This window comes from Microbacterium sp. NPDC064584, assembly GCF_040687315.1.
In the GTDB taxonomy this organism is placed as follows: domain Bacteria; phylum Actinomycetota; class Actinomycetes; order Actinomycetales; family Microbacteriaceae; genus Microbacterium; species Microbacterium lacus.
In genome coordinates this window covers 1-25,179 of sequence record NZ_JBFBMZ010000010.1, presented here as the reverse complement: position 1 = coordinate 25,179, position 25,179 = coordinate 1, and the positions used below count along the sequence as shown (strand labels likewise).

Genomic DNA, 25,179 nt, shown 5'->3' with positions numbered 1-25,179 from the left:
GAGCGCCTCGAGGAGGAATCATGAAGGCGCATCTGAACGGCACGGTCATCGCTGAGGCGGACGAAGCCGACCTGGTCAAGATCGAGGGCAACTGGTACTTCCCGCCGGCGAGCGTGAAGCGCGAATTCCTCCAGGAGAGTCCGACGCCCTACACATGCCCGTGGAAGGGCGAGTGCCAGTACTACTCGGTCGTCTCGGGCGACGACGTGCTCGCGGACCGTGCCTGGGCGTACCCGACCCCGTACCCGACCGCGATCGAGCGAGTCGGACGCGACTTCTCGGGGTACGTGGCTTTCTGGAAGGAAGTCGAGGTCACGGCCTGAGCAAGGTCGTCCCATGATCGAGTTCTCGAACGTCACGAAGGAGTTCCCCGACGGCACGCGCGCGGTCGAGGACTTCCATCTGATCATCCCGTCGCGCAAAACGACGGTCTTCGTCGGATCCTCCGGCTGCGGCAAGACGACGCTGCTGCGCATGATCAACCGCATGGTCGAGCCGTCCGGCGGCGATATCTCGATCGACGGGGAGAGCATCCTGGCGAAGGATGCCGTCAAGCTGCGTCGCAGCATCGGCTACGTCATGCAGAACTCCGGGCTCATGCCCCACTTCACGGTGATCGACAACGTCGCCACCGTGCCGGTGCTGAGCGGCGTGCCCAAGAAGAAGGCCCGGGAGCAGGCGCTCGGTCTGCTCGACACGGTGGGCCTGGACCGCTCGCTGGCCGGCCGCTACCCGAGCCAGCTGTCCGGCGGTCAGCAGCAGCGCGTCGGCGTCGCCCGCGGACTCGCCTCCGACCCCAACATCCTCCTGATGGACGAGCCGTTCGGCGCGGTCGACCCGATCGTGCGCGCCGATCTGCAACAGGAGCTCATCCGACTGCAGAGAGAACTCGGCAAGACCGTCGTGTTCGTCACGCACGACATCGACGAGGCGTTCCTCCTGGGCGACCAGGTCGTGATCCTCCAGAAGGGCGCCCGCATCGCACAGGTCGGCTCGCCGAGCGAGATCATCGAGAATCCCGCCGAGGACTTCGTCGCGAGCTTCATCGGCGTCGACCGCGGCGCGCGGGCACTCACGATCAAGCAGACCGACCGCGGCGCGGTGGTGGTCGACAGCGAGGGACGCACCCAGGGAGCGATCGTCGGAGACGCCCGATGAACTGGGTCGCGAACAACCTGGATCTGATCTGGGAGCTGACGCTGGTGCACCTGCGGCAGTCGATCATCTCGATCATCCTCGGGTTCGTGCTGTCCGTGCCGCTCGGGTGGCTCGCCTGGCGATACCGGGCCGCGCGAGGCGGCATCCTCACCGTCACGGGTCTGCTGTACACGATCCCCTCGCTCGCGCTGCTCCCGCTGCTCCCCGTTCTGATCGGAACGCCGATCTTCAGCGAAGTCAACCTGATCCTCGCCCTCACGATCTACGCGATCGCGCTCATGACGCGGTCGGTTTCGGACGGACTCGGCTCGGTCGACCCCGCCGTGCGGCTGTCCGCGACGGCGATGGGGTACGGCGCGGGGCGGCGGTTCTGGGCGGTCGACTTCCCCCTCGCCGGGCCGGTGATCCTCGCGGGGCTCCGAGTCACCGCCGTCAGCACGATCGCCCTCGCGACCGTCGGCGCGCTCATCGGCGTGACGAACCTCGGCTACCTCTTCACGAACGGCTCGCAGCGGCGGATCATCGCCGAGGTGCTCGCCGGCATCGTCGCGGTGGTGCTCATCGCGCTCGTGATCGACCTGCTGCTCGTCCTGATCGGGCGCGCGCTCATGCCGTGGTCGAAGACGCCGTCCCGCGCCGCGCGCCGGCGTGCGCGCCGGGCGAACCTGCCGCTGGAGGTGAGGGTCGCGTGAACCTCATCGGCGATGCGATCGCGTGGATCTTCTCCGGTGACCCCGGGGCGGGCCTCGCACCGATCCCGGTGGCGCTCGCGCAGCACATTTGGTTCACGTTCCTGTCGATCCTGATCGCCGCGCTCATCGCCGTGCCGCTCGGCTGGCTGATCGGGCACACCGGGCGCGGCCGGGACATCGCCGTCGCGATCTCTGGTGCGGCTCGCGCCATTCCGTCCTTCGGCCTGCTGATCCTGCTCTTCCTGCTGCTCGGAGTGCTCCGCACGACGGAGGCTGCGATCATCACCTTCGTCCTCCTGGCGATCCCGTCGATCCTGGCCGGGGCCTACACCGGGTTCGAGGCGATCGACCGTCGAGTGCTCGACGCCGCCCGATCGATGGGGATGACGCCGTGGCAGGTGCTCTGGCGCGTCGAGGTCCCGCTCGGTCTGCCGCTGCTGGTGGCGGGCCTGCGGTCGGCGACGCTGCAGGTCGTCGCCACGGTCACGATCGCCGCGTACATCAACCTGGGCGGGCTCGGGCAGTACATCCTGGCCGGCATCCCGCTGCGCCGTTTCGACATCGTCCTCGGCGGCGCGCTCCTCGTCGCGGCGCTCGCACTCGTCCTGGACGGCTTGTTCGCCCTCCTGCAGCGCGCATCCGTCCCCGCGGGCATCCGCGCCGCCCAGACCCACCACTCCGCTCCCCGGCGATCGGCATCCGCACGCACCACGGCTGCCGCCGCATCCTGAAAGTCCTGCACCACCACACACAGAGGAAAGAACCATGTTCACCATCAACAAGTCCAAGGTCGCCTTCACCGCGGCCATCCTGACCGGCGTCGCACTCGTGGCCTCGGGTTGCGCCTCCAGCGACCCGCTCGCGCCCGAGACCGAGGCTCCCGCGGCCGGGGGCGAGACGATCGTCATCGGCTCGCAGGCGTACTACTCGAACGAGATCATCGCCGAGATCTACGCACAGGCGCTCGAGAACGCCGGCTTCGACGTGTCGCGCGACGCGTTCAACGCGGGTCAGCGCGACGCGTACATCCCCGCCCTGGAGGCGGGGGAGATCACCCTGTTCCCCGAGTACTCCGGAAACCTCCTGCAGTTCTTCGACCCCGAGACGACGGCGCGCACCGCCGACGAGGTGTACGCGGCGCTGCCCGACGCGCTGCCCGAGGGCCTGAGCGTGCTGGACCAGTCCACCGCGACCGACCAGGACTCCTACACCGTGACGAAGGCGTTCGCCGATGAGAACTCGCTCGTCGAGATCGGCGACCTCGCGAACGTGACCACCCCGCTCACCCTCGGCGGCGCACCCGAGCTCGCCGAGCGCCCCTACGGACCCACCGGGCTCCTGGACACGTACGGTGTGACCGTCGCGTTCTCCCCGACCGCGGACACCACGGTCGAGGCGCTCCTGGCGAACACGATCCAGGTCGCGAACGTCTACACGGCCGACCCCCGCATCCAGACCGACGACCTCGTCGTGCTCGAAGACCCCGAGGGTCTGTTCCTCGCCTCGAACGTCGTCCCGGTCGTCAGCGGAGAGCTGCCCGACGGTGCGGCCGAGATCATCAACGAGATCAGCGCGGCGCTCACTCCCGAGGGTCTGGTTGCGCTGAACGTGCAGAGCACGGTCGACCAGGAGTCCACGCCCGACATCGCGACGGCCTGGCTCACCGAGAACGGCCTGATCTGATCCGGCCCTGACGGCCCTTCCGCGAGACTGCAGCGGAGCGCCGAGACTGCGGGTGATCCCCTCAGTCTCGGACGCCCGTTGCAGTCTCGCGGCTTTTCGCGGCCGACTACCCTGGGAGGGACATGGCACATCTTCTCGGGGCCGAGGCCCTGCAACTCGAGTTCCCCACGCGCATCATCTTCGACTCCGTCTCGCTCGGCGTCGACGAGGGCGACCGCATCGGCGTCGTCGGTCGCAACGGCGACGGCAAGTCCAGCCTCCTCGCGATGCTCGCCGGGCGACTCGAGCCCGACGGGGGTCGCGTGACCGTCCGCCGTGGCGTCAGCGTCGGTGTGCTCGACCAGGGCGACACGCTCGACGATGGCGACACGGTCGCCCGCGCCGTCGTGGGCGATCTTCCCGAGCACGAGTGGGCGGGTGATCCGCGGGTGCGCGACGTGACCGCGGGCCTGCTCTCGGGCTTCGACTGGAACGCGCCGATCTCCGACCTCTCCGGTGGTCAGCGGCGCCGCGTCGCGCTGGCGAAGCTGCTGATCGGCGACCATGACGTCCTCATGCTCGACGAGCCCACCAACCACCTCGATGTCGAGGCGATCGCCTGGCTCGCCGAGCACCTCAAGCGCCGCTGGGCGCCGAATTCCGGGGCGCTCCTCGTCGTCACGCACGACCGGTGGTTCCTCGACGAGGTCTGCACCCGCACGTGGGAGGTGCACGACCGCATCGTCGAACCGTTCGAGGGCGGTTACGCGGCGTACATCCTCCAGCGCGTCGAGCGCGACCGCATGGCGGCCGCTTCCGAGGCCAAGCGACAGAACCTCGCCCGCAAGGAGCTGGCATGGCTGCGGCGTGGAGCGCCCGCGCGCACCTCCAAGCCCCAGTTCCGCATCGACGCGGCGAACGCGCTCATCGCCGACGTCCCGGAGATCCGCGACCCCGTCGCCCTCCGCTCGCTCGCCGTCTCGCGACTCGGCAAGGACGTCGTCGACCTCCTGGACGTCTCGGTCGCGTACGAGCGTCCCATCCTCACCGACGTGGAATGGCGGATCGCGCCGGGCGAGCGCACCGGCATCCTCGGGGTGAACGGCGCGGGCAAGTCGACCCTCCTGGGGCTCGTGGCCGGCACCGTCCAGCCGACGTCGGGGCGGGTCAAGCGCGGCAAGACCGTGAAGGTGGCCACCCTCACGCAGCGCCTGGACGAGCTCGAGGCGCATCTGGACGATCCCGTGCGGGTCGTCCTCGAGCGCCTCCGTACGACCTACACGTTCGGCACCGGATCCAAGGCGCAGGATCTGACCCCCGGGCAGCTTCTGGAGCGCATGGGCTTCTCGAGCGCCCAGCTCTCCACTCCCGTGAAGGATCTCTCCGGCGGTCAGAAGCGGCGCCTGCAGCTCCTGCTCGTGCTCCTGGACCAGCCCAACGTCCTCATCCTCGACGAGCCGACGAACGACCTCGATACCGACATGCTCGCGGCGATCGAGGATCTGCTGGACTCCTGGCCGGGGACGCTCCTGGTCGTCTCGCACGACCGGTACTTCATCGAGCGCGTCACCGACCAGCAGTATGCGATCTTGGGCGGCCGCCTCCGGCACCTTCCCGGAGGCGTCGACGAGTATCTCCGCCTGCGGCACAGGCAGGAAGAGCAGGCGGATGCCGCCGCCGCGGCATCCGCTTCGGCCTCAGCCCCCGCGTCCACCGGTCTCAGCGGCGCCGAGCTGCGCGCCGCGCAGAAGGAGGTCGGTGCGATCGAGCGACGGCTCGCGAAGCTCGCGACGCTGATCGACGCCGCGCACGTGAAGATCGCCGAACACGATCAGAACGACTACACCGGCGTCGCCGCGCAGACGGCGACCCTGCGTGAGCTCGAGACCGAGGTGTCTCAGCTCGAGGAGCGCTGGCTGGAGCTGTCCGAGCTCGTCTGATCCGCCTCAGCGCGGGCGCGGGGGCGGGGGAACGGCCTTCGCCGCGATCACGGTCGCCAAGCCCACGCGCTGAAGCCCCCGACGCGTCTCGATCACGACGCTGACGGCATCCCGTTCGCGGAGCTCGCCGAGCGCGTCCGTCGCGCTCCCGTCAGGCAGCAGGTAGCGCGCCACGACGCGTGTGCCGATCGGGATGCCGCGCAGGAAGTCCGCGGAGTGCGTCACCAGCTGCCGACCGCGTAGTCCTTCAGGAAAACCCCGAACACGTCCTCACCGGCTTCGCCGCGCACGATGGGGTCGTACACGCGTGCGGCGCCGTCCACGAGATCCAGGGGTGCGTGGAAGCCCTCTTCGGCGAGCCGCACCTTCGTCGGATGCGGTCGCTCGTCGGTGATCCATCCGGTGTCCACGCTCGTCATGAGGATGCCGTCCGTCTCGAACATCTCCCGCGCGCTCGTGCGCGTCAGCATGTTCACCGCGGCCTTCGCCATGTTCGTGTGCGGATGCCCGGGACCCTTGTAGCCGCGACCGAACACGCCCTCCATCGCGCTGACGTTCACGACGTACTTCCGCCGCGCCGGGCTCGCCGCCATCGACGGCCGGAGCTTGGACACGAGCAGGAACGGGGCGGTCGTGTTCGCGAGCTGCACCTCGAGCATCTCGAGCGGGTCCACTTCCTGCACGTGCTGCGTCCACGAGTTCACGTCGTGGAGGTCCGGGACGAGTCCGCCCGCGTCGATCGCGGTGCCGGCGGCGAGGCGGTCCAGCGAACTGGAGCCCGCGGCCATGGCCTGCTCGGTGAGCTCTTCGGCTTTCGCGGCGGCGGCGGCGAGGATCGGGTGGGCGCTGACGGACTGCGCGAGCGCGAGAGGGTGCGCGTCATTCGTGTGCCCGAACGTCACGAGTTCGGGCAGCGGACCGTCGGGCAGCGGCGCGAGCTCGGCATCCACGAGCGGCTGGTAGGCGCCGGGGGAGCGCCGCACGGTCTGGGTCGCGTTGTTGATCAGGATGTCCAACGGCCCCTGCTCTGCGACGGACTCCGCGAGCCCGATCACCTGGGCCGGGTCGCGCAGGTCGATGCCCACGACGCGCAGGCGGTCGATCCACTCGGCGGAGTCCGGCAGGCTCGAGAACCGCCGGACCGCGTCGCGAGGGAAGCGCGTGGTGATCGTCGTGTGCGCGCCGTCGCGAAGGAGCCGCAGTGCGATGTACATGCCGATCTTGGCGCGACCGCCGGTCAGCAGGGCCCGCTTTCCGCTCAGGTCCGTCCGCGCGTCGCGTTTGGCGTGGCTCAACGCCGCGCACGCGGGGCAGAGCTGGTGGTAGAACGCGTCGACCTGCGTGTAGGGCTGCTTGCAGATGTAGCACGGTCGGGCGACGCGCAGGGTGCCGGCCGTCGGCGCGGTCGCGCGGGTCTCCAGCGGGATGCCCCGCGTCTCGTCGTCGATCCGGTCGGGCGCTCCGGTCGCCGTGGCGGCGATCACCGCGCGGTCGGCTTCGGCGATCTCGGCGCGCTTCGCGAGCCGCCGCTCCTTCTTGGCCGACTTGAACATGGCGGCCGTCGCGCGACGGACCGTGACGTAGTCGGGGTGCGTCTCGTCGACCTCGTGCAGGCGGCCGAGGACGCGGAGGGTGACCTCCAGTTCGGCGGGGTCGATGCCGCTCGGGGGGACGGCGGAAGAGTCATCGACGGAGGGCACACGGAATTCTATCCGGCCCGCGCGGCCCCGCTTCAGGTGTCGAAGCCGAGGCTGAGCTTGCGCAGCAGGCTCGCGAGGCGGTCCCGGTCCGACCGCGAGAGTGTGTCCAGCAGCAGCGCCTCTGCGTCGACGAGACGCGTGATGGCGGCATCCACCCGCGTGCGCCCGTCCCCGGTCAGCGTGACCAGGATGCTGCGCCCGTCGTCCGGGTCGGCCTCGCGGTGCACGAGGCGGCGGCCCACGAGCCGGTCGATGCGGTTCGTCATCGTGCCGCTGGAGACCAGCGTCTGCTGCAGGAGGGCCTTGGGGCTCAGCTGGAACGGCTCCCCGGCGCGCCGGAGCGCCGACAGCACGTCCCACTCCCACGGCTCGAGGTCGCTGCGACGGAACGCGTCCCGGCGGGCGCGGTCGAGGTGGCGCGAGAGCCGGTCCACGCGCGAGAGGACTTCGAGAGGCGAGAAGTCCAGGTCGGGGCGCTGGGCCATCCACGCCTGCACGATCCGGTCGACTTCGTCGCTCTCGTGGCCCATGCGCCCATTATCCCGGGGTCGCCGAGCCCGCCGTGCGCCTCCCCGGGGCCCGCACGCCGTCTCGCCGTGAAACACCGGCGAGAAATCGCACGCTGCGACTCCGCGACGGCCCGGCCGAGCCGAAATCTCCCCGTGCTTCCACACGAGCCGCGCGACAGGGGTGCGGGTGCAACCGTCTGGCAGACTTGACGCGCGGTCCGGGCGGATGCCGGGGCCGTGGTCCGCCGTGGTGTAACGGCAGCACGACAGCCTTTGGAGCTGTTAGGTCCAGGTTCGAATCCTGGCGGCGGAGCATGTCGAACACGCACAGCACGGACGCGCCGGAACTCGCCGTCATCATCCTCGCCGCAGGACAGGGCACCCGGATGAAGTCCTCCCTGCCGAAGGTGCTGCACCGCATCGGGGGTCGACCGCTCCTCGGGCACGTGCTGGACACCGCGCGGAACCTGGAGCCGGCGAACATCCTCGTGGTCGTCCGCCACGAACGCGACCTCGTCGCCGACGCCGTCCTCGACATCGCGCCCGAGATCCTCGTGGTCGACCAGGACGAGATCCCGGGCACCGGCCGAGCCGTCGAGGTCGCCCTCGAGCGGGTACCCGACTTCTCGGGCGATGTGCTCGTCCTGAGCGGCGACGTGCCGCTCCTGGACGACGAGACGCTGGCCGGCCTCGTCCGTGCGCACCGCGCAAGCGGTGCGGCGGCGACCGTTCTGAGCGCCGTCGTCGCGGACGCGACCGGCTATGGCCGGATCGTGCGCGATTCCGTGGGCGGCGTGCAGCGCATCGTCGAGCAGAAGGACGCGACGGATGCCGAGGCGGAGATCACCGAGATCAACGCCGGGGTGTACGTCTTCCAGGCGCCCGCGCTGCGCGCGCACCTCTCGCTCGTCGGCACCGCGAATGCGCAGGGCGAGCGCTACCTCACCGATGTCGTCGGCCTTCTCCGGGACTCGCGGCTCGCGGTCGGCATCTCGCAGGCGTCGGATGCCGCAGCAGCGCTCGGTGTGAACGATCGGGTGCAGCTCTCGGAAGCTGCCCGCCTCCTCAACGCCCGGACGGTGCGTCGCTGGCAGCTGGAGGGCGCGACGATCCTCGACCCGGCGTCCACCTGGATCGACGTGACGGCGAGCCTCGCGCCGGACGTCACCGTGCTCCCGGGAACGCACATCCTCCGCTCCACCGCGATCGCCGCGGGAGCGACGGTCGGCCCCGACACGAGCCTGGTCGACTGCGAAGTGGGGGAGAACGCCACCGTCACGCGGACGGACGCGACCCTGGCGGTCATCGGTGCCGGTGCCACCGTCGGACCCTTCGCCTATCTGCGCCCCGGCACGTATCTCGGCGAGAAGGGCAAGATCGGCACGTTCGTGGAGACCAAGAACTCCACGATCGGCGCGCGCAGCAAGGTGCCGCACCTGTCGTACATCGGCGACACGACGATCGGCACCGGCGTGAACCTGGGAGCGGGCGCGATCACCGCGAACTACGACGACATCGCCAAGCATCGCACCGAGATCGGCGACGAGGTGCACACCGGCTCGCACAACGTGTTCGTGGCGCCCGTTAGGATCGGTGAAGGCGCGAAGACCGGGGCCGGAGCGGTGATCCGCAAGGATGTGCCCGCCGGTGCCCTGGCGCTCAGCGTGGCCCCTCAGCGCAACGTCGAGGGGTGGGTCGAGACGAACCGACCGGGCACCGCGGCGGCCGACGCTGCCGCGAAAGCCCGGTCCGCACAGAAAGCGGACGATGGCGCGCAAGAATAAGACGGTCGTCCTGGACCGGGCGAACGACATCGCCCCCGGACTGGTCGCCAAGACCAAGAAGCGTCTGGTCGTCGCCTCCGGCAGGTCGCACCCCGACCTGTCGGCGGACGTCGCCGCGGCGCTCGGCACCGAGCTCGTCCCGACCGAGTACCGCACGTTCGCCTCGGGTGAGATCCTCACGCGCTTCGAGGTGTCCATCCGCGGGTGCGACTTCTTCCTGATCCAGAGCTTCGGTCCGCCCGTGAACGAGTGGCTCATGGAGACGCTCATCATGTTGGATGCCGCCAAGCGGGCCTCTGCGAAGCGGATCACGGTCGTGGCCCCCTACTACCCGTACTCTCGCCAGGACAAGAAGAGCCGCGGACGCGAGCCGATCAGCGCCCGCCTCGTGGCGGACCTGCTCAAGACGGCCGGCGCCGACCGGGTCATGAGCGTCGACCTGCACGCCGCGCAGATCCAGGGCTTCTTCGACGGCCCCGTCGATCACCTCTTCGCCAAGCCCGTGCTGCTGGAGTACTTCGAGCAGAATCTGTCGACGGAGGACCGCGCGAAGCTCACGGTCGTCTCGCCCGACACCGGTCGGGTGCGTGTCGCGGACACGTGGTCGGACAGTCTCGGCGCCCCTCTCGCGATCATCCACAAGCGCCGCGACCCGAACGTGGCCAACCAGGTCACCGTCAACGAGATCGTCGGCCAGGTCGACGGCCGGGTGTGCCTCCTCGTGGACGACATGATCGACACCGGCGGCACGATCGTGAAGGCCGCCGAGGCGCTGAAGAAGAACGGCGCGGAGCGGGTCATCGTGGCGGCGACGCACGCGATCTTCAGTGACCCGGCGGCCGAGCGCCTCCAGTCCGAGGCGATCGACGAGGTCGTCGTCACGGACACGGTCCCGATCCCGGCCGAGAAGCGCTTCCCGTCGCTGACGATCCTTCCGATCGCCCCGCTGCTCGCCCGCGCGATCCACGAGGTCTTCGAGGACGGCTCCGTCACGAGCATGTTCGACGGAGCGGCGTGACGACAGCGGCAACTGCATGCGCGCGCATTCATAGGGACTTCTGAGGCGGAACGGTCGTTCCGGCGCGGGCGGCCCGGATAGCGTGGAACCTCCCAGGCGTCGCTCGAGGAGGACCCCCATGATCCGCACCGCCGTACCCCGCCCCGTCCGCATGACCGTCGCCGCCGCCGGCGTCGCCGGCGCCTTCGCGCTCGCCGGCTGTGCGAGCACGGCCCCCGCCGCCGATCCGACGACCGACGCGCCGGCAGCCGAGCCCGAGTCGTCCTCGTCGCCGAGCGCGTCGGAGGCGGCATCCGGATCGAGCACGTATCAGAACGGCACCTACACCGCCGAGGGGTCCTACGCGACGCCGGAGTCGGTCGAGACGATCGTCGTCACCGTCACCCTCGAGGACGACGTCATCACGGCGGTCGACGTGACGGGCGACCCGCAGAAGCGCGAGTCGGAGGAGTACCAGAGCAAGTTCATCGGCGGCATCGCCGATGTCGTGGTCGGCAAGGACATCGACGAGATCTCGGTCAGCCGTGTCGCCGGATCCTCGCTGACCAGCGGGGGTTTCAACGAGGCGATCGACACGATCAAGTCCGAGGCGTCCTGACCCTCCGGTGAGCGGCGCATCGGGGCCGTTCTCGACGTGGCGCTTCGACGCGATCGGGACCGGCTGGCAGATCGACACGTCCGAGCCCCTGGATGAGTCCGCCCGCGGCCGGATCGACGCGGTGATCGATCGGTTCGACCGGGAGTGGTCGCGGTTCCGGGCGGACTCGGTCGTGAGCGGCCTGGCCCGCCGCGGTGGCTCTGCGCCCGCGCCGCCGGACGCCGCGCGCATGCTCGACGCGTACGCCGTACTGGACGCCGCCACGGGGGGAGCGGTCAATCCCCTCGTCGGCGCCTCGCTCGCCGTGCGGGGATACGACGCCGCCTACGCGTTCGTCGACCGGGGGGCGCGACCTGCCCCGCGGGACTGGCGTGACCGTCTCCGCTGGGAGCAGGGCGCCCTCGAGCTGGACGGGCCGGAACTGATCGACGTCGGCGCACTCGGCAAGGGCCGCCTGGTGGACAAGGTCGCCGCCGAGGTGGCCGCGTCCGTCGCAGGTCCGTTCGTCGTCGACGCGAGCGGCGACCTCATCGTGGCGGGCACGGCCGAGCGGGTGGCGCTCGAGCACCCGTACGACTCGCGGCGCGCGATCGGTGTCGTCGAGGTGGCGGATGCCGCGCTCTGCGCCTCCGCGACGAACCGGCGGGCGTGGGGCGATGGCCTGCACCACGTCCTCGACGCGCGCACCGGAGAGCCCGTGCGGACGATTTCCGCGACCTGGGCGATCGCTCCGTGCGGCATCCCGGACCCCGCGATGCGCGCCGACGCCATCGCGACCGCGCTGTTCTTCGAGGGGGGTCCGGAGTCGGCCGCCGAGTGGGGGATCGACTGGGTGCGGATGACCACCGACGGCCGCGTGGAGTGGTCTCCCGGGAGTAAGGCAGAGTTGTTCACGTGATCGGAACCTTCACCTCGCTGTGGAACCGCGTCTTCGCGGTGCTCGGGCGCGTCTCGATGTACCGGCTGGCCTTGTACGCCCTCGCTGCGCTCGCCCTCGTGGCCCTCGCGGTGTCGTTCTTCGGGCTCGTCGCGCCGACCCCGCTCGAACTCCTCGCGTCCGCCGTGGTCCTCGCCCTCGTATGCGTGCTGACGGACGCCGCCGCCCAAGCGGTCGTGCGCCTGCCGTGGCGTGTGGAATCCTCGCTCATCACCGCGGGCATCCTGCTCTTCGTCCTGCGGCCGACGCTGGATCCTGCGGGGCTCGCGGGACTCGCGCTCGGCGCGGCCGTCGCATCGCTGTCGAAGTACGTCCTGGCCTGGCGGGGACGCCACATCTTCAACCCCGCCGCGGTCGGCGCGACCGTCCTGACGCTCGTGAGCATCGCGCTGCCGGCGCTGGGGGCGTCCTCGTGGTGGGTGGGTACACCGGTGCTCGCGGCTCCGGTCATCCTCTTCGGGCTCGCGGTCCTGATCCGGACCGAGAAGGTGCGCGTGATCGCGGTGTTCCTCCTCGTCGCGGTCGCCGTGGGCGTCGCCCGTGTCGCGACCCAGTACCAGCAGGCCGGCCTCGAGGTGGACACGGTCACGGTGCTCTTCTCGGTGCTGTGGTCATCGCCGTTCCTCTTCCTCGGTGCGTTCATGCTCTCCGAGCCCCTCACGATGCCCCCGCGACGCTGGCAGCAGTTCACCGTCGCCGCGCTCGTCGGCATCCTCGCGGGGTGGCCGATCGACCTCGGGGAGATCAGTCTCGGCCAGGAGCGCGCGCTGCTGGTCGGCAATCTCCTCGCGTTCGTGTTCGCGTTCTCGACGCGCTCGGCGGTGAAGCTCACGCTGTCGTCGCGCGAGAACCTCACGCCCACCGTGCAGTCGCTCACCTTCCGGACCCGCCGGCCGCTGTCCTTCGTTCCGGGCCAGTACCTCGAGCTCGACGTGCCGCATCGCCACGCCGATGCCCGCGGCACGAGGCGGGAGTTCAGCATCGCCTCGGCGCCGGAAGACCTGCCTTCGCTCACGGTCGCGTTCCGTGAGGCTCCCGGGGCGCAGACGCAGAGCTCGTACAAGAAGGCCCTCGCGCGGGTGGGGGAGGGCGACACGCTCGCGGTCACCGGCGTGTGGGGAGACTTCGTGCTGCCGAAGAAGGCCACGAGCGCCGTGCTCATGGTCGCGGCCGGAATCGGCATCACTCCGTTCGTCTCCCAGCTGCGGCACGTGCGACTGGCGGAGGAGGACCGCGACATCGTGCTCGTGTACGTCGCTTCCGAGGCGGCCGAACTCGCCTTCCGCGATGAGCTGGAGGCATCCGGCATCCCGGTCATCGTCTTCACCCGCGACGAGCCCCGCGATCTGTCGCGCCATTGGCACTGGGCGCGCGGCGTGCGTCTGGACGCCGACGGACTGCTGCAGGTCGTGCCCGACATCGGCGCGCGCCATGCGTACATCTCGGGTCCGGCCGGGCTCATCGCCGATCTCGCCCCCGCCCTCGAGCGCGCGCGCTCGCTCACGACGGACGCCTTCAGCGGCTACTGATCGTCACCGTCTAGTGATCCTCGCCGTCACGGTCACGCCCGGATCAGGAGATTCGGCGCACGCAGGCCGATTGCGGCCCACATCGTCCTGCGTCAGCCAAATCACCTGATCCGGGTCAGACGGATGCCGCGTCCGGCGTCTCGGGGGCCAGCGGCAGCCGCACCTCGAACGTCGTGGATCCGGGAGTGCTTCGTACGGTAATCGAGCCGCCGTGGGCGACGACGATCGCCTGGGCGATCGAGAGTCCGAGTCCGGTGCCGCCCGTCTTGCGCGCCCGTGACCGATCCGCCCTCGAGAAGCGCTCGAACAGCTCGTCGGCGATCGTGGGATCGATGCCCGGGCCGTCGTCGTGCACGCGGAGGACGGCATCCGCACCGTCGCGGTGGAGGCTCAGCGTCACGGCGGTTCCGGCCGGCGTGTGGGTGCGCGCATTCGCGAGAAGATTGCCGACCACCTGGTGCAGGCGTGCGGCGTCACCGGTGACCACGACGGGCTCTTCGTCGAGATCCAGCTCCCATCCGTGGTCCGGCCCCGCCGGAGTGGCGTCGGCGATCGCCTCGATCGCGAGCCGCGACAGATCCACCGTGCCGTAGACGAGCTCCTGCCCCTCGTCCAGGCGCGCGAGCAGCAGCAGATCCTCGACGAGAGCGGTCATCCGGATCGACTGCGCCTGGATGCGCTCGAGCGACGACTCGGTCGTCTCGCTCAGCGCGGGATCACGCAGCGACAGCTCGGAGTAGCCCCGGATCGACGCCAGCGGCGTCCGCAGCTCGTGACTCGCGTCCGCGACGAAGCTGCGCATGCGCTCCTCGTTGCGCTGCCGAGCATCCAGGGACTGTCCGACGTGGTCGAGCAGCGTGTTCAGCGCGTGGCCGACGCGACCGATCTCGGTGTGCTCGTCGGTCTCGTCGTCCGGCACGCGCTCGGTGATCGATACGGCGCCTTCGGCCAGCGGCAGTGCGGCGACCCGCGTGGCGGTGTCCGCGACGACCCGCAGCGGCTTCAGCCCGGCGCGGATCACGAGCGCGATCGCGGCGACGAGCAGCAGCAGGCCACCGGCGGTGACCAGCGCGATCGTCGTGAGCGTCTGGGCGATCGTGCTGCGCACCTCGATGACGGGAAGGCCCGCGATGCCGACGAAGCTGTCGCCCGTGACGAGACGGATGCGATAGTCGCCGATGCCGTCGCCCAGCGAGACGGTCGTGAACCCGCCCTGGCTGATCGCATCGCCGATCCGTGCGATCTGCGAAGAGGTCAGACGTACGACGTCGCCCTCGTTGTCGATGTACGCACCGGAGATGCTCCCTTGTGCGGATTGCGCGATGAACAGGAAGCCGGGCTCCTGCGGACCCTGGCTCAAGACGTCCACCGCGTCCTGCGTCGCGTTGGGGAACTGATTCATCTGCAGCGCCCGGCCCGCCTGTCGGGCGCTTTCTTCCAGGCGGTTGTCCAGGTTCTGCTCGAGCACACGCCCGAGGGCCGCACTCGTCGCGATCGCCACGATCACGAGGATGAGCGAGACGATGCCGATCACGGTCGCCATGAGCCGGGTCTGCAGGCTCCAGGTGCGGCGTGATCGGCCGCGGGCGGCTGAGGTCACTGAGGGGCCTTGATCATGTAGCCGACGCCGCGCACGGTGTGGATGAGCGGCTCGCGGCCCTGATCGATCTTCTTCCGCAGGTAGGAGATGTAGAGCTCGACGACGCTGGAGCGTCCGCCGAAGTCGTAGTTCCAGACCCGGTCGAGGATCTGCGCCTTGGACACGACGCGACGCTGGTTGCGCATGAGGAAGCGCAGCAGCTCGAACTCGGTGGCCGTGAGCTCGAACGCGACGCCGCCGCGCTCGACCTCGTGGCTGTCTTCGTTCAGGCTGAGATCGCCGACCCGGAGGATCGGCTCGGACTCGGCCGACTGCGCGGTTCCCGCGCGACGCATGAGTCCGCGCAGGCGCGCCACGACTTCTTCCAGGCTGAACGGCTTCGTGACGTAGTCGTCGCCTCCGGCGGTGAGGCCGGCGACCCGGTCGCCCACGGCGTCCTTGGCCGTGAGGAAGAGGACGGGGACGTCGTTGCCGGACTGCCGCAGGCGCTGCAGCACCGCCATCCCGTCCAGGTCCGGCATCATGATGTCGAGCACCATCGCGTCGGGCGCGAAATCACGCGCCGCCTGGAGCGCCTGCAGACCGGAGCTCGCGGTGCGCACCTCCCACCCCTCCATGCGCAGTGCCATCGACAGCAGATCGGTGAGCATCTGTTCGTCGTCGACGACGAGGACACGGACGGCGGAGCCGTCGATTCGGCGCAGAGCCGGGGCGGAAGCAGGAGTGGCCATGCGTCCATTGTGCGCACGTTCCTATGCCCTTCCTATGGAGCCGGCTATGCGTGTGCTGTGAGTCGGTCTGCGGCTCATCGCATTTCCATATGCCGCGCTGACGCTGTGCATCGGCGGCATCCCTAGCGTCGTCTCGAACGGCTCGACCGGCCGTCAGGAGGAGACCCATGTACTGGACGTATCTGCGGCGCGAGCTGTTCGGCCGCAAGAAGCAGACGATCATCGTCGCGATCGGGATGGCGATCGCGATCGCGCTCGTGATCATCGTGAATTCGCTCGCTGCGGGCGTGCGGGACGCGCAAGCGCAAGCCCTCGAATCCGTCTACGGCGTCGGCACCGATCTCACCGTGACGGGCGCCGCCGCTGAGCCGGGGGAAGGGCGCGGCGGACCTCGGTTCGAGTTCGGAGAGGACGACGGTGCGACCTCCGACGGCACCACCACCCTCAGCCAGTCACGACTGATGGCCGACCCGATGCGCGGCACTCTCGACGCGTCGACGGTGCAGACGATCACCGGCATCGACGGAGTCGCCGCAGCGACCGGCGCCCTGTCGCTCACGAACACGACGTTCTCGGGTGAGCTGCCTGAGCGCCCCGCCGACGGGACCGCTCCCGACGACGCCACTGTGCCGCAGGACGGTACCGCGCCCGAGGGACAAGGCGGCGCGGCGCAGGGCGGCGGCTTCGGCGGAGGCGACTTCGACGTCGACGCGTTCTCGGTGCTCGGCATCGACCCGGGCGCCACGGCGGTCGGCCCGCTGTCTGCGGCGAGCGTCACCGAAGGTCGCGGCCTGGAGGCCGGCGACGCCGGCCGGAACGTCGCTGTCCTGGACGCGACGTATGCCGCCACGAGCGACATCGCCGTCGGCGACACGATCGACGTGGGAGGAACCGACGTCGAAGTCGTCGGCCTCGTGACCTCGACCTCGAGCGAGGCCGACACCGCGGCGAACGTCTACATCCCCCTGGACGTCGCGCAGACGATCGCCGGAGTCGACGACGTCGTCTCCACCGTGTACGTGCAGGCCGCTTCGGCCGACGCGATCACGGCCGTGCAGGCGGACGTGGAGGCGGCCCTGCCGGACGCCACGGTCAGCTCGCAGTCCGACCTCGCCTCGACGGTCTCCGGATCGCTCTCCAGCGCGTCGAGCCTCATCACCAGCCTCGGCACGTGGCTGTCGCTCGTCGTCCTCGTCGTCGCGCTCGGCCTCGCCGTACTCTTCACGATCTCGGGGGTCTCCCGCCGCACCCGCGAGTTCGGAACGCTGAAGGCGATCGGGTGGTCCGACGGCCGTGTCGTGCGCCAGGTGGCCGGCGAGTCGGTCGTACAGGGGCTCATCGGCGGCGCGGCGGGCTTGGCGCTCGGTCTCGTCGGGATCTGGGCCGTCAACATGATCGCGCCGACGATCTCCACGGCTCCGTCGGCCGTCGACGTCGGCGGCACAAGTGGGGGAATGGGCGGCGGGCCGGGCGGCGGCTTCGGCGGTCTGGCCGCGCAGACGACCGCGGCTGATGTCGTGCTGAGCGCACCGCTCACCCTGTGGGTCGTGGTCGCGGCCGTCGGCATCTCCGTCCTCGGCGGTCTGGTCGCCGGCGCCTTCGGCGGATGGAGGGCGGCCCGGCTCAGCCCGGCCGAGGCCCTCCGGTCGGTCGGGTGACACCGCCATGTCCACCCCGTCCGCCCACCCTGCCCACGAATCCTCAGAACCGATCGGAGAGACCATGACCATGCTCGACACGCAGAACGTCCCGCGGACGCCGGACCCGGCATCCGCCCCGCTCTACCGCCTGCAGTCCGTGACGCGCACCTATCCGCAGCGCGGTCGTGTCGTCACGGCGCTCGCCGGGGTGGACCTGGAGATCCGCGAGGGGGACTTCGTCGCGATCCAGGGCCCCACCGGCGGCGGCAAGTCCACGCTCCTGCAGATCCTCGGAGCGCTCGACCGGCCCACGGCCGGCAGCGTCGTCCTCGCCGGCTCCGATATCGCGACGGCGACGCGCAGTGAACTCGGACGCCTGCGCGCCCACGAGATCGGCTTCGTGTTCCAGGGTTTCAACCTGATCCCCACGCTCACCGCGCAGGAGAACGTCGACATGGCGCTGGAGCCGCTGGGTCTGGAGAAGTCCGAACGCACGCGCCGCGTCGCGGAGGCCCTCGCCCACGTGGGGCTCGCGGATCGCGCCGATCACCGGCCGAGCGAGCTCTCCGGCGGTCAGCAGCAGCGCGTCGCGATCGCCCGAGCGATCGTCAAGCGCCCGCGCGTGCTGCTCGCGGACGAGCCGACGGGCAACCTCGACGAGAGCATGCGCGACGAGATCCTCGCGGTGCTGCAGACCCTGAACGCGGAGGGCCTGACGCTCATCGTCGTGACGCACGATTCCGCCGTTGCGCGCCGCGCGGGACGGCGGCTGCGCCTGGAGAAGGGCACCGTGCGCGAGATCACCCGCTGAGCGCCCGCCGAGCTGTCACGATCGGTCGCCGCCGCGCATGCGAGGCGGCCGCTCGTGACACGTCCGTCGGCTCAGCCCGCGCTGCGCGCGTACGCCGCCATCCGGTCGAACGCGCCGTCCAGGTCGGCGTCGATGCGCTGCTCGGCTGGATGCGCGTCGTAGTACTCGACGATCCGCCGGGCGCCCTCGTCGAAGGTGATCGTCGTGCGGAACTCCGGGACGAGCGCGGTGACCTTCGCATTGTCGAAGACGGCAGAGTGGGCCTTGTCGCCGAGCAGGGTCGGGCCGAGGGCGGGCGCGAACGCGGCGATCGCCTCGGACGAGACGTGCATGAGATCCGGAGCCTTCACACCGGCGGCATCCGCGAGCCAGCCGTAGATCTGGTTCCACGTCGGGGCGTGCGAACCGGTGATCGTGAACGCCTCACCGATCGCCGCCGGATTGCCGAGGAGTCCCGTGAAGGCGACCGCGAAGTCGTCGCTGTGGGTGAGGGTCCACAGGCTCGTGCCGTCGCCGTGGACGATCACCGGTTGGCCGGCGCGCAGGCGCGCGATGTCCGTCCAGTGCCCCATCGTCGGGATCAGCCGTTCGTCGTACGTGTGCGACGGGCGGACGATCGTGGTCGGGATGCCGCGCTCGCGGTACGCGTCGACGAGTACGTCCTCGCACGCGATCTTGTCCCGCGAGTACTGCCAGAACGGGTTGCGCAGCGGTGTCGACTCCGTGATCGGCAGGCGCTGAGGCGGCTTCTGGTACGCCGAGGCCGAACTGATGAACACGTACTGCCCGCAGCGCCCCTCGAACCTCTCGAGGTCGGCGCGCACATGCTCCGGGGTGAACGCGAGGAACTGGGCGACGACGTCGAACTCGCGGCTCCCGATGGCCGCCGACACGGCTCGCGCGTCGTGCACGTCTGCGGTCAGCTCGTGAACCCCCTCGGGCAGCGGGCGGCGGCCCGAGCCGCGGTTCAGCACTGTCACGTCATGGCCCAGGGCGACCGAGCGTCGTACGCTCGCCGCGCTGATCGTGCCGGTTCCGCCGATGTACAGGATGCGTTGGTGGGTCATGGTGCCATCGTGCCCGATCTCGCCGCGCTCGCGACGTAGAGTGTCCGCGGGAGTGAAATGACCGTCGTGGACAACGCCATCTATGTGGGTGGGCACCGCACGTCCGATCCGTCGTCGCTGGACCAGACTTTCGAGGAGATGAGCGAGCGCCACGGCATGGCGTGGATCGGTCTCTATCGGCCGGACGAACCCGAGCTGCGCGAGATCGCAGACGAGTTCGCGTTGCACCCGCTCGCCGTCGAGGACGCGCTGACCGGACACCAGCGACCCAAGCTCGACAGGTACGGGGACGCCGTCTTCCTGGTGCTCCGGCCTGCGCGGTATCGCGACGCGGCGGAGGAGGTCGAGTTCGGCGAGGTGCACATCTTCGCCGGGCAGGACTACGTCGTGACGGTCCGCCACGCCGAATCTCCGGATCTGGCTCGTGTGCGCCACCGTCTGGAGGCGGAACCGGAACTGCTCGAGCGCGGGCCGATGGCCGTGCTCTACGGCATCATCGACGAAGTCGTCGACGAGTACGAGCCGGTCGTGGTGGGCCTGGAGAACGACATCGACGAGATCGAGAACCAGCTCTTCGCGAACGATCCGGCAGTCGCTCGGCGCATCTTCGGCCTGACGCGCGAGGTGATCGACTTCCAGCGTGCGGTGGGCCCGCTCGTGCCGATCCTCGAGCGTCTTCAAGTGGATGCCGAGACCTTCGGGGTGGACCTCGAGGTCAAGCGCGCGTTCCGCGACGTGCACGACCACGCGATCCGGATCGTGGAGCGCTCCGCCAGCTTCCGCACGATCCTCGAGAACGCCCTCCTGCTGCACTCCACTCTGGTGACACAGCGGCAGAACGACGCGATGGCGGAGATGACGGAGTTCAGCCTCACCCAGAACGAGCAGGTGAAGAAGGTGTCCGGCTGGGCCGCGATCCTGTTCGCCCCGACGCTCGTGGGCACGATCTACGGAATGAACTTCGACTACATGCCCGAGCTGCACTGGACCTTCGGGTATCCGATGGCGTTGGCGCTCATGGCGACGACGAGCTTCACGCTGTACAAGGTGTTCAAGCGCAAGGGATGGCTCTGACCCGAGCCACCCCTTTCGCGTGTCCCTGCCCGCGAGTAGCCTCTGGGCGATGCGGGTGGACGAGATGGGTTCAGAGGCCTCGGCGCGAATGATCACGCGCGCAGACGAGGCGTGGGAAGGTGCTCGGCACTTCCACGCGGGCAGCGGCGACCCGGACGCGATCGTGCAGGCCCGATCCGTGGAAGACGTGGTGACGGCGGTCCGGTGGGCCTCCCTTCGGCAGGTCCCGATCACGGTGATCGGCGGGGGACACAGCGCGTGGGGCACGGTCCCCGGCGGGCTGACCCTCGACGTATCGGGGCTGCGCACGGTCGAGGTCGTCGGAGACTTGGTGCGGATCGGCGGCGGAGCCACGTGGGGGGCAGTGGCCGACATCCTGGCCGGGCGCGGTCTCGGGATCAGCTCCGGCGACACCGCGTCGGTCGGCGTCGGTGGGCTCACGCTCGGCGGCGGCATCGGATGGATGGTGCGCGCGTGGGGTCTCGCGGCCGACCAGCTGGTCGGCGCCCAGGTGGTGGCGGCGTCGGGAGACGTGGTCGAGGTGACGGCGCAGACGCACCCCGAGCTGATGTGGGCGCTCCGCGGTGGGGGAGGCAACTTCGGCGTCGTGACCCGGTTCGACTTCCGCGCCCACGCGTTGGACGCCGTGGTCTTCGCCGCCTGCCGGGTCGTGGGCGACAAGCGCGCGGCCCTCCGCGCTGTGCGTGAACTCATGCGCGATGCGCCCCGCGAGCTGACGGTGACCTACATGGACGTGCCCCCGATGGACCCGAGCGCACCCGCGGGCGCGGGCATCACCGCGGTGTGGGCAGAGCCCGACGAGGAAGCGGCGCGCGACGCGCTCGCGCCGCTTCTCGCCCGCGACGACCTCGTCTTCGACAGCCTCGCTGTGGCGCGCTATCCCGACATCCTGCTCGATATGCCCGCCGCGGATCCGAGCGCTCCGCCGCCGGGCTTCGTCGGCGGCAACGCGCTGCTCGCAGAGCTCGGTGACGAGGCCGTCGACGAGCTCGTTTCCTTCCGCGAGCGGCATCCCGCGTCCGTCCTGCTCCTGCGCTCGCTCGGTGGCGCGTACGCGGACGTCGCCCAGGAGGACACGCCGTTCCCGGCACGCGACGCGACGTGGTTCGCGATGGCCGGGGCTTTCGACCTCCCCGGAGTGCTCGACGTCGCCGGTCGCGCGGACGCGCTGCGCCTGGAGGAGCGTCTCGACGCCCTCGGCTGCGGGTTCTACGGCAACTTCACGACGTCCACGGATGCCGCCCTCGCGGCGAAGGTGTTCCCTCCGCCGACGATGGCCCGGCTTGCCGCCGTCAAGCGCGAGTGGGATCCGCAGAACCTCTTCCGTCGAAACCACAACGTGCTGCCCGCCTGACGTCGGCGAGCAGCACGTCGATGATCACCCGGTCAGTGGGTGTCTTCGGCTTCGATCTCGGTGCGGTCGCCCGACCAGAGCGTGTGGAAGGTGCCGGGCTTGTCGATGCGCTTGTAGGTGTGCGCGCCGAAGAAGTCGCGCTGCCCCTGCACGAGCGCGGCGGGGAGGCGCTCGGCGCGCAGGCCGTCGTAGTACGACAGTGAGGATGAGAACGCGGGGGCGGGGATGCCGGCTCCCGCGGCGGTCTGGACGATGCGGCGCCACGAACCCTGGGCGCGGCCGAGGGCCTCGACGAAGTACGGGGCCGTGAGCAGGACGGGCAGGTCCGGCGTCTGACCATACGCATCGGCGATGCGGTTGAGGAACTGGGCGCGGATGATGCACCCGCCGCGCCAGATCTTCGAGACGGCACCGAGGTCGATGTTCCAGTCGTACTCCGCCGCGCCCGCGCGGATCTCGTCGAACCCCTGCGAGTAGGCGACGATCTTCGAGGCGTACAGCGCGAGCCGGACGTCTTCGATGAACGCATCCGGGTCGGTGACCGTGAGTCCTTCGACCGGTCCGGGGAGGTCTCCGGAGACTTCGCGCTGCTCGGGGTGGGAGGACAGCGACCGGGCGAAGACGGCCTCGGCGATCCCGGAGACCGGCACGCCCAGGTTCAGCGCGGTCTGCACGGTCCACGCGCCGGTGCCCTTCGCGCCGGCCTGGTCGAGGATCACGTCCACGAGCGGCTTGCCGGTCTCGGCGTCCACCTGACGCAGGACCTCGGCGGTGATCTCGATCAGGTACGACTCCAGTTCGCCGCGGTTCCACTCGGCGAACACGTCCGCGATCTCGGCGGGGGTCTTGCCGGTGCCGCGGCGGATCAGGTCGTACGCCTCGGCGATCAGCTGCATGTCGGCGTACTCGATGCCGTTGTGCACCATCTTCACGAAATGGCCGGCGCCGTCGTGCCCGACGTGCGTGACGCACGGCTCACCCTCGGCGACCGCGGCGATGCTCTTCAGAATCGGGCCCAGCGTCACCCACGACTCGTCCGAGCCGCCGGGCATGATCGACGGGCCGAGGAGGGCTCCCTCTTCGCCGCCGGAGATCCCCGCGCCGACGAAGTTGATGCCGGTCTCGCGGACCGCCTTCTCGCGCCGGATCGTGTCGGTGAACAGGGCGTTGCCGCCGTCGACGATGATGTCGCCCGGCTCGAACACGTCCACGAGCGCGTCGATCACGGCATCCGTCCCGGCGCCCGCCTTGACCATGATGATCGCCGTCCGCGGCTTGGTGAGCGATGCGGCGAACTCCTCGTAGGTCGCGGCCGGGACGAACCCGGCCTCGGGGTGGGCCTGCACGAGGTGGTCGGTCTTGTCGTGACTGCGGTTGAAGATCGCCACCGTGTTGCCCTCGCGCGAGGCGAGGTTGCGGGCGAGGTTCGAGCCCATCACGGCCAGACCGACGACGCCGATGTTGGCAACAGATTCAGACACACGCACTCCTCATGATTCGCGCCAGGGGATGACACCCAGCCTAGAGTCTGCGCGGTCGGCGTCACGGCTCCGTGACGAAGCGTCAGTCCTTGCGGTAGCTCGCGCGGCCGAGGGACCAGAAGGCGAGGACCGTGCCGACGAGGCCGGCGGCGGAGATCAGTCCGATCACCGCGAGGAGCAGTGCCGAGGCGGTCTGGCTGTCGAGCATGGGGTCCTCCGGGAGCAGAAGCGGGTCTCTTCATCGTAGCGGTGCGGCGCGCGGGGCCACGCTGGTAGACTGGGCGATTGAACTTCGGCGAGGGAGGCCTCGCACCGACCGCAAGGTCTGCGTGCGGCATCCGTGATCGACGCGGTGATGCGGGCTCCGGCTTTCCTCACGCGCAGGCGTTCGAGTCGAAACAGACCCCATTGCCCCGGGCCGCAGCCGCCCGCCACCGCGTGGACCGTCGCCGAGACGATCCGCCCTTTCGCAAGGAGAACCCCATGGTCACCGAGACCGACACCAAGGTCGTCGCCGAGACGCGCGAGAACTTCGGCAAGGGCTTCGCCCGCCGCCTGCGCGCCGCCGGCAAGATCCCCGCCGTCATCTACGGTCACGGCACCACGCCCGTGCACGTGGCGCTGCCCGGCCACCAGGTCGCGCTGCTCATCCGTCGCGCGAACGCCGTCCTCGAGCTCGAGCTCGACGGCACGCAGCAGCTCACGCTGGTCAAGGACGTCCAGAAGGATCCCGTGCACCAGATCATCGAGCACATCGACCTGCTCGTGGTGAAGAAGGGCGAGAAGATCCAGGTCGACGTCCCGGTCACCGTCATCGGCGAGCCCGCCGCGGGCACCGTCGCCACGCAGGACGCGAACACGGTTCTGCTCGAGGTCGAGGCGACGCACATCCCGGAGCGCATCGAGCTCGACGTCGAGGGTCTCGAGGACGGCACCCACGTCACCGCCGCCGACCTGGTGCTGCCCAAGGGCGCTGCGCTCGTCGTCGACGCCGACACGCTCATCGTCGCCGTCGCGGTGCCGGTCGACACGCTCGAGGCCGAGGCGGAGATCGCCGAGGCGGATGCCGAGATCGCGGCGGAGCAGTCGGAGGAGGCCCAGGAGGCCAAGGAAGACGAGTCCGAGTAAGTCAGTCAGCGGGGGAGGGGGTGCGGTTTCCGCGCCCCTTTTTCCGTCCCCGGCAGGAGAGGATCGGCGATGGCGGACAAATGGCTGATCGTGGGGCTCGGCAACCCCGGCCCGCGGTACGAGCTCACGCGGCACAACGTCGGCCAGCTCGTGCTGGATGAGCTCGCGGCGCGGCGGGGCGAGACCTTCCGCGCGCACAAGGCGAACGCGCGTGTCGTGGAGACCTGGCTGCGTCCCGGGGGTCCCGGGATCATCCTGGCCAAGCCGAACACGTTCATGAACGTCTCCGGGGGACCGGTCGCCGGGCTCGCGAAGTTCTACGGCATCGCGCCGGACCGCGTCGTCGTCGTCCACGACGAGCTGGACATCCCGTTCGACACGATCAAGCTCAAGATCGGCGGCGGTCACGGCGGCCACAACGGCGTCCGCGATGTCGCGAAGGCGCTCGACACGCCGGAGTTCACGCGCGTGCGTGTCGGGATCGGCCGGCCGGCCGGCAGGCAGGACCCGGCGGACTGGGTGCTCGAGCCGTTCGGCGCGGCCGAGCGCAAGATCCTGCCGATCCTCGTCGGCGACGCCGCGGACGCCGTCGAGCAGCTCGTGGACGAAGGACTCCTGGCGGCCCAGCAGAAGCATCACGCGCCGCGGGCCTAGCTGTACCCGGCTGAGACGTTGGTGACGTTTCGGGGGTTGCGCTGAGGAGAACCTCCGGGGCTTAGTGGAAGTGCTTACGTTCCCTAATCTC

Annotated in this window: 25 protein-coding genes and 1 tRNA gene; 18 read left to right on the top strand and 8 right to left on the bottom strand. The window is 70.0% G+C overall.

Features of this window, described 5'->3' with window-relative positions; genetic code table 11:
• Positions 1-20 precede the first annotated feature (20 nt).
• The 6 genes from AB0P18_RS13805 to AB0P18_RS13780 all read left to right on the top strand — a co-directional run bounded on the left by AB0P18_RS13805 (position 21) and on the right by AB0P18_RS13780 (position 5,452).
• Positions 21-323, top strand: coding sequence for a DUF427 domain-containing protein (locus AB0P18_RS13805; protein ID WP_344054611.1), 303 nt, complete (start codon positions 21-23; stop codon positions 321-323).
• A gap of 13 nt (positions 324-336) precedes the next feature.
• Positions 337-1,158 (top strand): ATP-binding cassette domain-containing protein, encoded by an 822-nt coding sequence (locus tag AB0P18_RS13800; protein ID WP_363360507.1) that lies wholly within the window; start codon positions 337-339, stop codon positions 1,156-1,158.
• On the top strand, positions 1,155-1,850 hold the full coding sequence (locus tag AB0P18_RS13795; protein WP_344054607.1) for an ABC transporter permease subunit: 696 nt from the start codon (positions 1,155-1,157) through the stop codon (positions 1,848-1,850). The genes AB0P18_RS13800 and AB0P18_RS13795 overlap by 4 nt, the downstream gene beginning before the upstream one ends.
• Positions 1,847-2,581, top strand: a complete 735-nt coding sequence (locus AB0P18_RS13790; protein ID WP_344054605.1) for an ABC transporter permease — start codon at positions 1,847-1,849, stop codon at positions 2,579-2,581. The genes AB0P18_RS13795 and AB0P18_RS13790 overlap by 4 nt, the downstream gene beginning before the upstream one ends.
• Positions 2,582-2,615: 34 nt before the next feature.
• The gene (locus tag AB0P18_RS13785) at positions 2,616-3,533 is read left to right on the top strand and encodes an ABC transporter substrate-binding protein (RefSeq protein ID WP_363360506.1); all 918 of its coding nucleotides are present in this window, start codon (positions 2,616-2,618) and stop codon (positions 3,531-3,533) included.
• A gap of 122 nt (positions 3,534-3,655) precedes the next feature.
• Positions 3,656-5,452 carry an ABC-F family ATP-binding cassette domain-containing protein gene (locus AB0P18_RS13780; RefSeq protein WP_363360505.1) on the top strand — a complete coding sequence of 599 codons (1,797 nt, stop codon included), beginning with the start codon at positions 3,656-3,658 and terminating at the stop codon, positions 5,450-5,452.
• Between the two features lie 6 nt (positions 5,453-5,458).
• Here the strand turns inward: AB0P18_RS13780 and AB0P18_RS13775 are convergent, their stop codons facing one another.
• The 3 genes from AB0P18_RS13775 to AB0P18_RS13765 are packed head-to-tail and all read right to left on the bottom strand — an operon-like array spanning position 5,459 to position 7,682.
• Positions 5,459-5,677 (bottom strand): hypothetical protein, encoded by a 219-nt coding sequence (locus AB0P18_RS13775; RefSeq protein ID WP_363360504.1) that lies wholly within the window; start codon positions 5,675-5,677, stop codon positions 5,459-5,461.
• Complete coding sequence (locus AB0P18_RS13770; protein ID WP_363360503.1) at positions 5,674-7,152, bottom strand: SDR family NAD(P)-dependent oxidoreductase; 1,479 nt, start codon at positions 7,150-7,152, stop codon at positions 5,674-5,676. The genes AB0P18_RS13775 and AB0P18_RS13770 overlap by 4 nt, the downstream gene beginning before the upstream one ends.
• Positions 7,153-7,184: 32 nt before the next feature.
• Positions 7,185-7,682 (bottom strand): MarR family transcriptional regulator, encoded by a 498-nt coding sequence (locus AB0P18_RS13765; RefSeq protein WP_344054595.1) that lies wholly within the window; start codon positions 7,680-7,682, stop codon positions 7,185-7,187.
• Between the two features lie 220 nt (positions 7,683-7,902).
• On the opposite strand from AB0P18_RS13765, the gene AB0P18_RS13760 reads away from it, so the two are divergent.
• The 6 genes from AB0P18_RS13760 to AB0P18_RS13735 all read left to right on the top strand — a co-directional run bounded on the left by AB0P18_RS13760 (position 7,903) and on the right by AB0P18_RS13735 (position 13,527).
• Positions 7,903-7,974 (top strand) — tRNA-Gln (locus tag AB0P18_RS13760).
• Position 7,975: 1 nt separating this feature from the next.
• A complete protein-coding gene (gene glmU, locus AB0P18_RS13755; RefSeq protein WP_363360502.1) occupies positions 7,976-9,445 on the top strand; it encodes a bifunctional UDP-N-acetylglucosamine diphosphorylase/glucosamine-1-phosphate N-acetyltransferase GlmU in 1,470 nt (489 codons plus the stop codon).
• Positions 9,429-10,463, top strand: a complete 1,035-nt coding sequence (locus tag AB0P18_RS13750) for a ribose-phosphate diphosphokinase (protein WP_344054591.1) — start codon at positions 9,429-9,431, stop codon at positions 10,461-10,463. The genes glmU and AB0P18_RS13750 overlap by 17 nt, the downstream gene beginning before the upstream one ends.
• Before the next feature lie 118 nt (positions 10,464-10,581).
• Positions 10,582-11,061 carry an FMN-binding protein gene (locus tag AB0P18_RS13745; RefSeq protein ID WP_344054589.1) on the top strand — a complete coding sequence of 160 codons (480 nt, stop codon included), beginning with the start codon at positions 10,582-10,584 and terminating at the stop codon, positions 11,059-11,061.
• A 7-nt stretch (positions 11,062-11,068) separates the two neighbouring features.
• A complete protein-coding gene (locus tag AB0P18_RS13740; RefSeq protein WP_363360501.1) occupies positions 11,069-11,959 on the top strand; it encodes an FAD:protein FMN transferase in 891 nt (296 codons plus the stop codon).
• The gene (locus AB0P18_RS13735; RefSeq protein WP_363360500.1) at positions 11,956-13,527 is read left to right on the top strand and encodes a flavodoxin reductase; all 1,572 of its coding nucleotides are present in this window, start codon (positions 11,956-11,958) and stop codon (positions 13,525-13,527) included. Before AB0P18_RS13740 ends, AB0P18_RS13735 begins: the two co-directional genes overlap by 4 nt.
• A 115-nt stretch (positions 13,528-13,642) precedes the next feature.
• Here the strand turns inward: AB0P18_RS13735 and AB0P18_RS13730 are convergent, their stop codons facing one another.
• Together AB0P18_RS13730 and AB0P18_RS13725 are read right to left on the bottom strand one after the other, a co-directional pair.
• A complete protein-coding gene (locus AB0P18_RS13730; RefSeq protein WP_363360636.1) occupies positions 13,643-15,070 on the bottom strand; it encodes an ATP-binding protein in 1,428 nt (475 codons plus the stop codon).
• Between the two features lie 53 nt (positions 15,071-15,123).
• Positions 15,124-15,858, bottom strand: coding sequence for a response regulator transcription factor (locus AB0P18_RS13725; protein WP_363360499.1), 735 nt, complete (start codon positions 15,856-15,858; stop codon positions 15,124-15,126).
• Between the two features lie 167 nt (positions 15,859-16,025).
• Here AB0P18_RS13725 and AB0P18_RS13720 point away from each other — a divergent pair, with 167 nt between their 5' ends.
• Both AB0P18_RS13720 and AB0P18_RS13715 read left to right on the top strand, forming a co-directional pair.
• Complete coding sequence (locus AB0P18_RS13720) at positions 16,026-17,516, top strand: ABC transporter permease (RefSeq protein ID WP_363360498.1); 1,491 nt, start codon at positions 16,026-16,028, stop codon at positions 17,514-17,516.
• A gap of 64 nt (positions 17,517-17,580) precedes the next feature.
• Positions 17,581-18,309, top strand: a complete 729-nt coding sequence (locus AB0P18_RS13715; protein WP_363360497.1) for an ABC transporter ATP-binding protein — start codon at positions 17,581-17,583, stop codon at positions 18,307-18,309.
• A 71-nt stretch (positions 18,310-18,380) separates the two neighbouring features.
• On the opposite strand, the gene AB0P18_RS13710 is transcribed toward AB0P18_RS13715, so the two are convergent.
• Entirely contained in the window at positions 18,381-19,376 is a 996-nt protein-coding gene (locus tag AB0P18_RS13710) for an SDR family oxidoreductase (RefSeq protein ID WP_363360496.1), read from the bottom strand.
• 57 nt (positions 19,377-19,433) lie between these two features.
• On the opposite strand from AB0P18_RS13710, the gene corA reads away from it, so the two are divergent.
• Positions 19,434-20,450 carry a magnesium/cobalt transporter CorA gene (gene corA, locus AB0P18_RS13705; RefSeq protein WP_363360495.1) on the top strand — a complete coding sequence of 339 codons (1,017 nt, stop codon included), beginning with the start codon at positions 19,434-19,436 and terminating at the stop codon, positions 20,448-20,450.
• Positions 20,451-20,538: 88 nt separating this feature from the next.
• Positions 20,539-21,825 carry an FAD-binding oxidoreductase gene (locus AB0P18_RS13700; protein ID WP_363360494.1) on the top strand — a complete coding sequence of 429 codons (1,287 nt, stop codon included), beginning with the start codon at positions 20,539-20,541 and terminating at the stop codon, positions 21,823-21,825.
• A gap of 32 nt (positions 21,826-21,857) precedes the next feature.
• Here AB0P18_RS13700 and gndA read toward each other — a convergent pair whose 3' ends face one another.
• Complete coding sequence (gene gndA, locus AB0P18_RS13695; protein WP_344054572.1) at positions 21,858-23,306, bottom strand: NADP-dependent phosphogluconate dehydrogenase; 1,449 nt, start codon at positions 23,304-23,306, stop codon at positions 21,858-21,860.
• Positions 23,307-23,388: 82 nt separating this feature from the next.
• Positions 23,389-23,514 (bottom strand): hypothetical protein, encoded by a 126-nt coding sequence (locus tag AB0P18_RS13690; protein ID WP_344054570.1) that lies wholly within the window; start codon positions 23,512-23,514, stop codon positions 23,389-23,391.
• Positions 23,515-23,789: 275 nt separating this feature from the next.
• Here AB0P18_RS13690 and AB0P18_RS13685 point away from each other — a divergent pair, with 275 nt between their 5' ends.
• Both AB0P18_RS13685 and pth read left to right on the top strand, forming a co-directional pair.
• The gene (locus AB0P18_RS13685; protein WP_363360493.1) at positions 23,790-24,434 is read left to right on the top strand and encodes a 50S ribosomal protein L25/general stress protein Ctc; all 645 of its coding nucleotides are present in this window, start codon (positions 23,790-23,792) and stop codon (positions 24,432-24,434) included.
• A 69-nt stretch (positions 24,435-24,503) separates the two neighbouring features.
• Positions 24,504-25,088: an aminoacyl-tRNA hydrolase gene (gene pth, locus AB0P18_RS13680; protein ID WP_363360492.1), complete on the top strand. Its 585-nt coding sequence runs from the start codon at positions 24,504-24,506 to the stop codon at positions 25,086-25,088.
• The last annotated feature ends 91 nt before the right edge of the window (positions 25,089-25,179 follow it).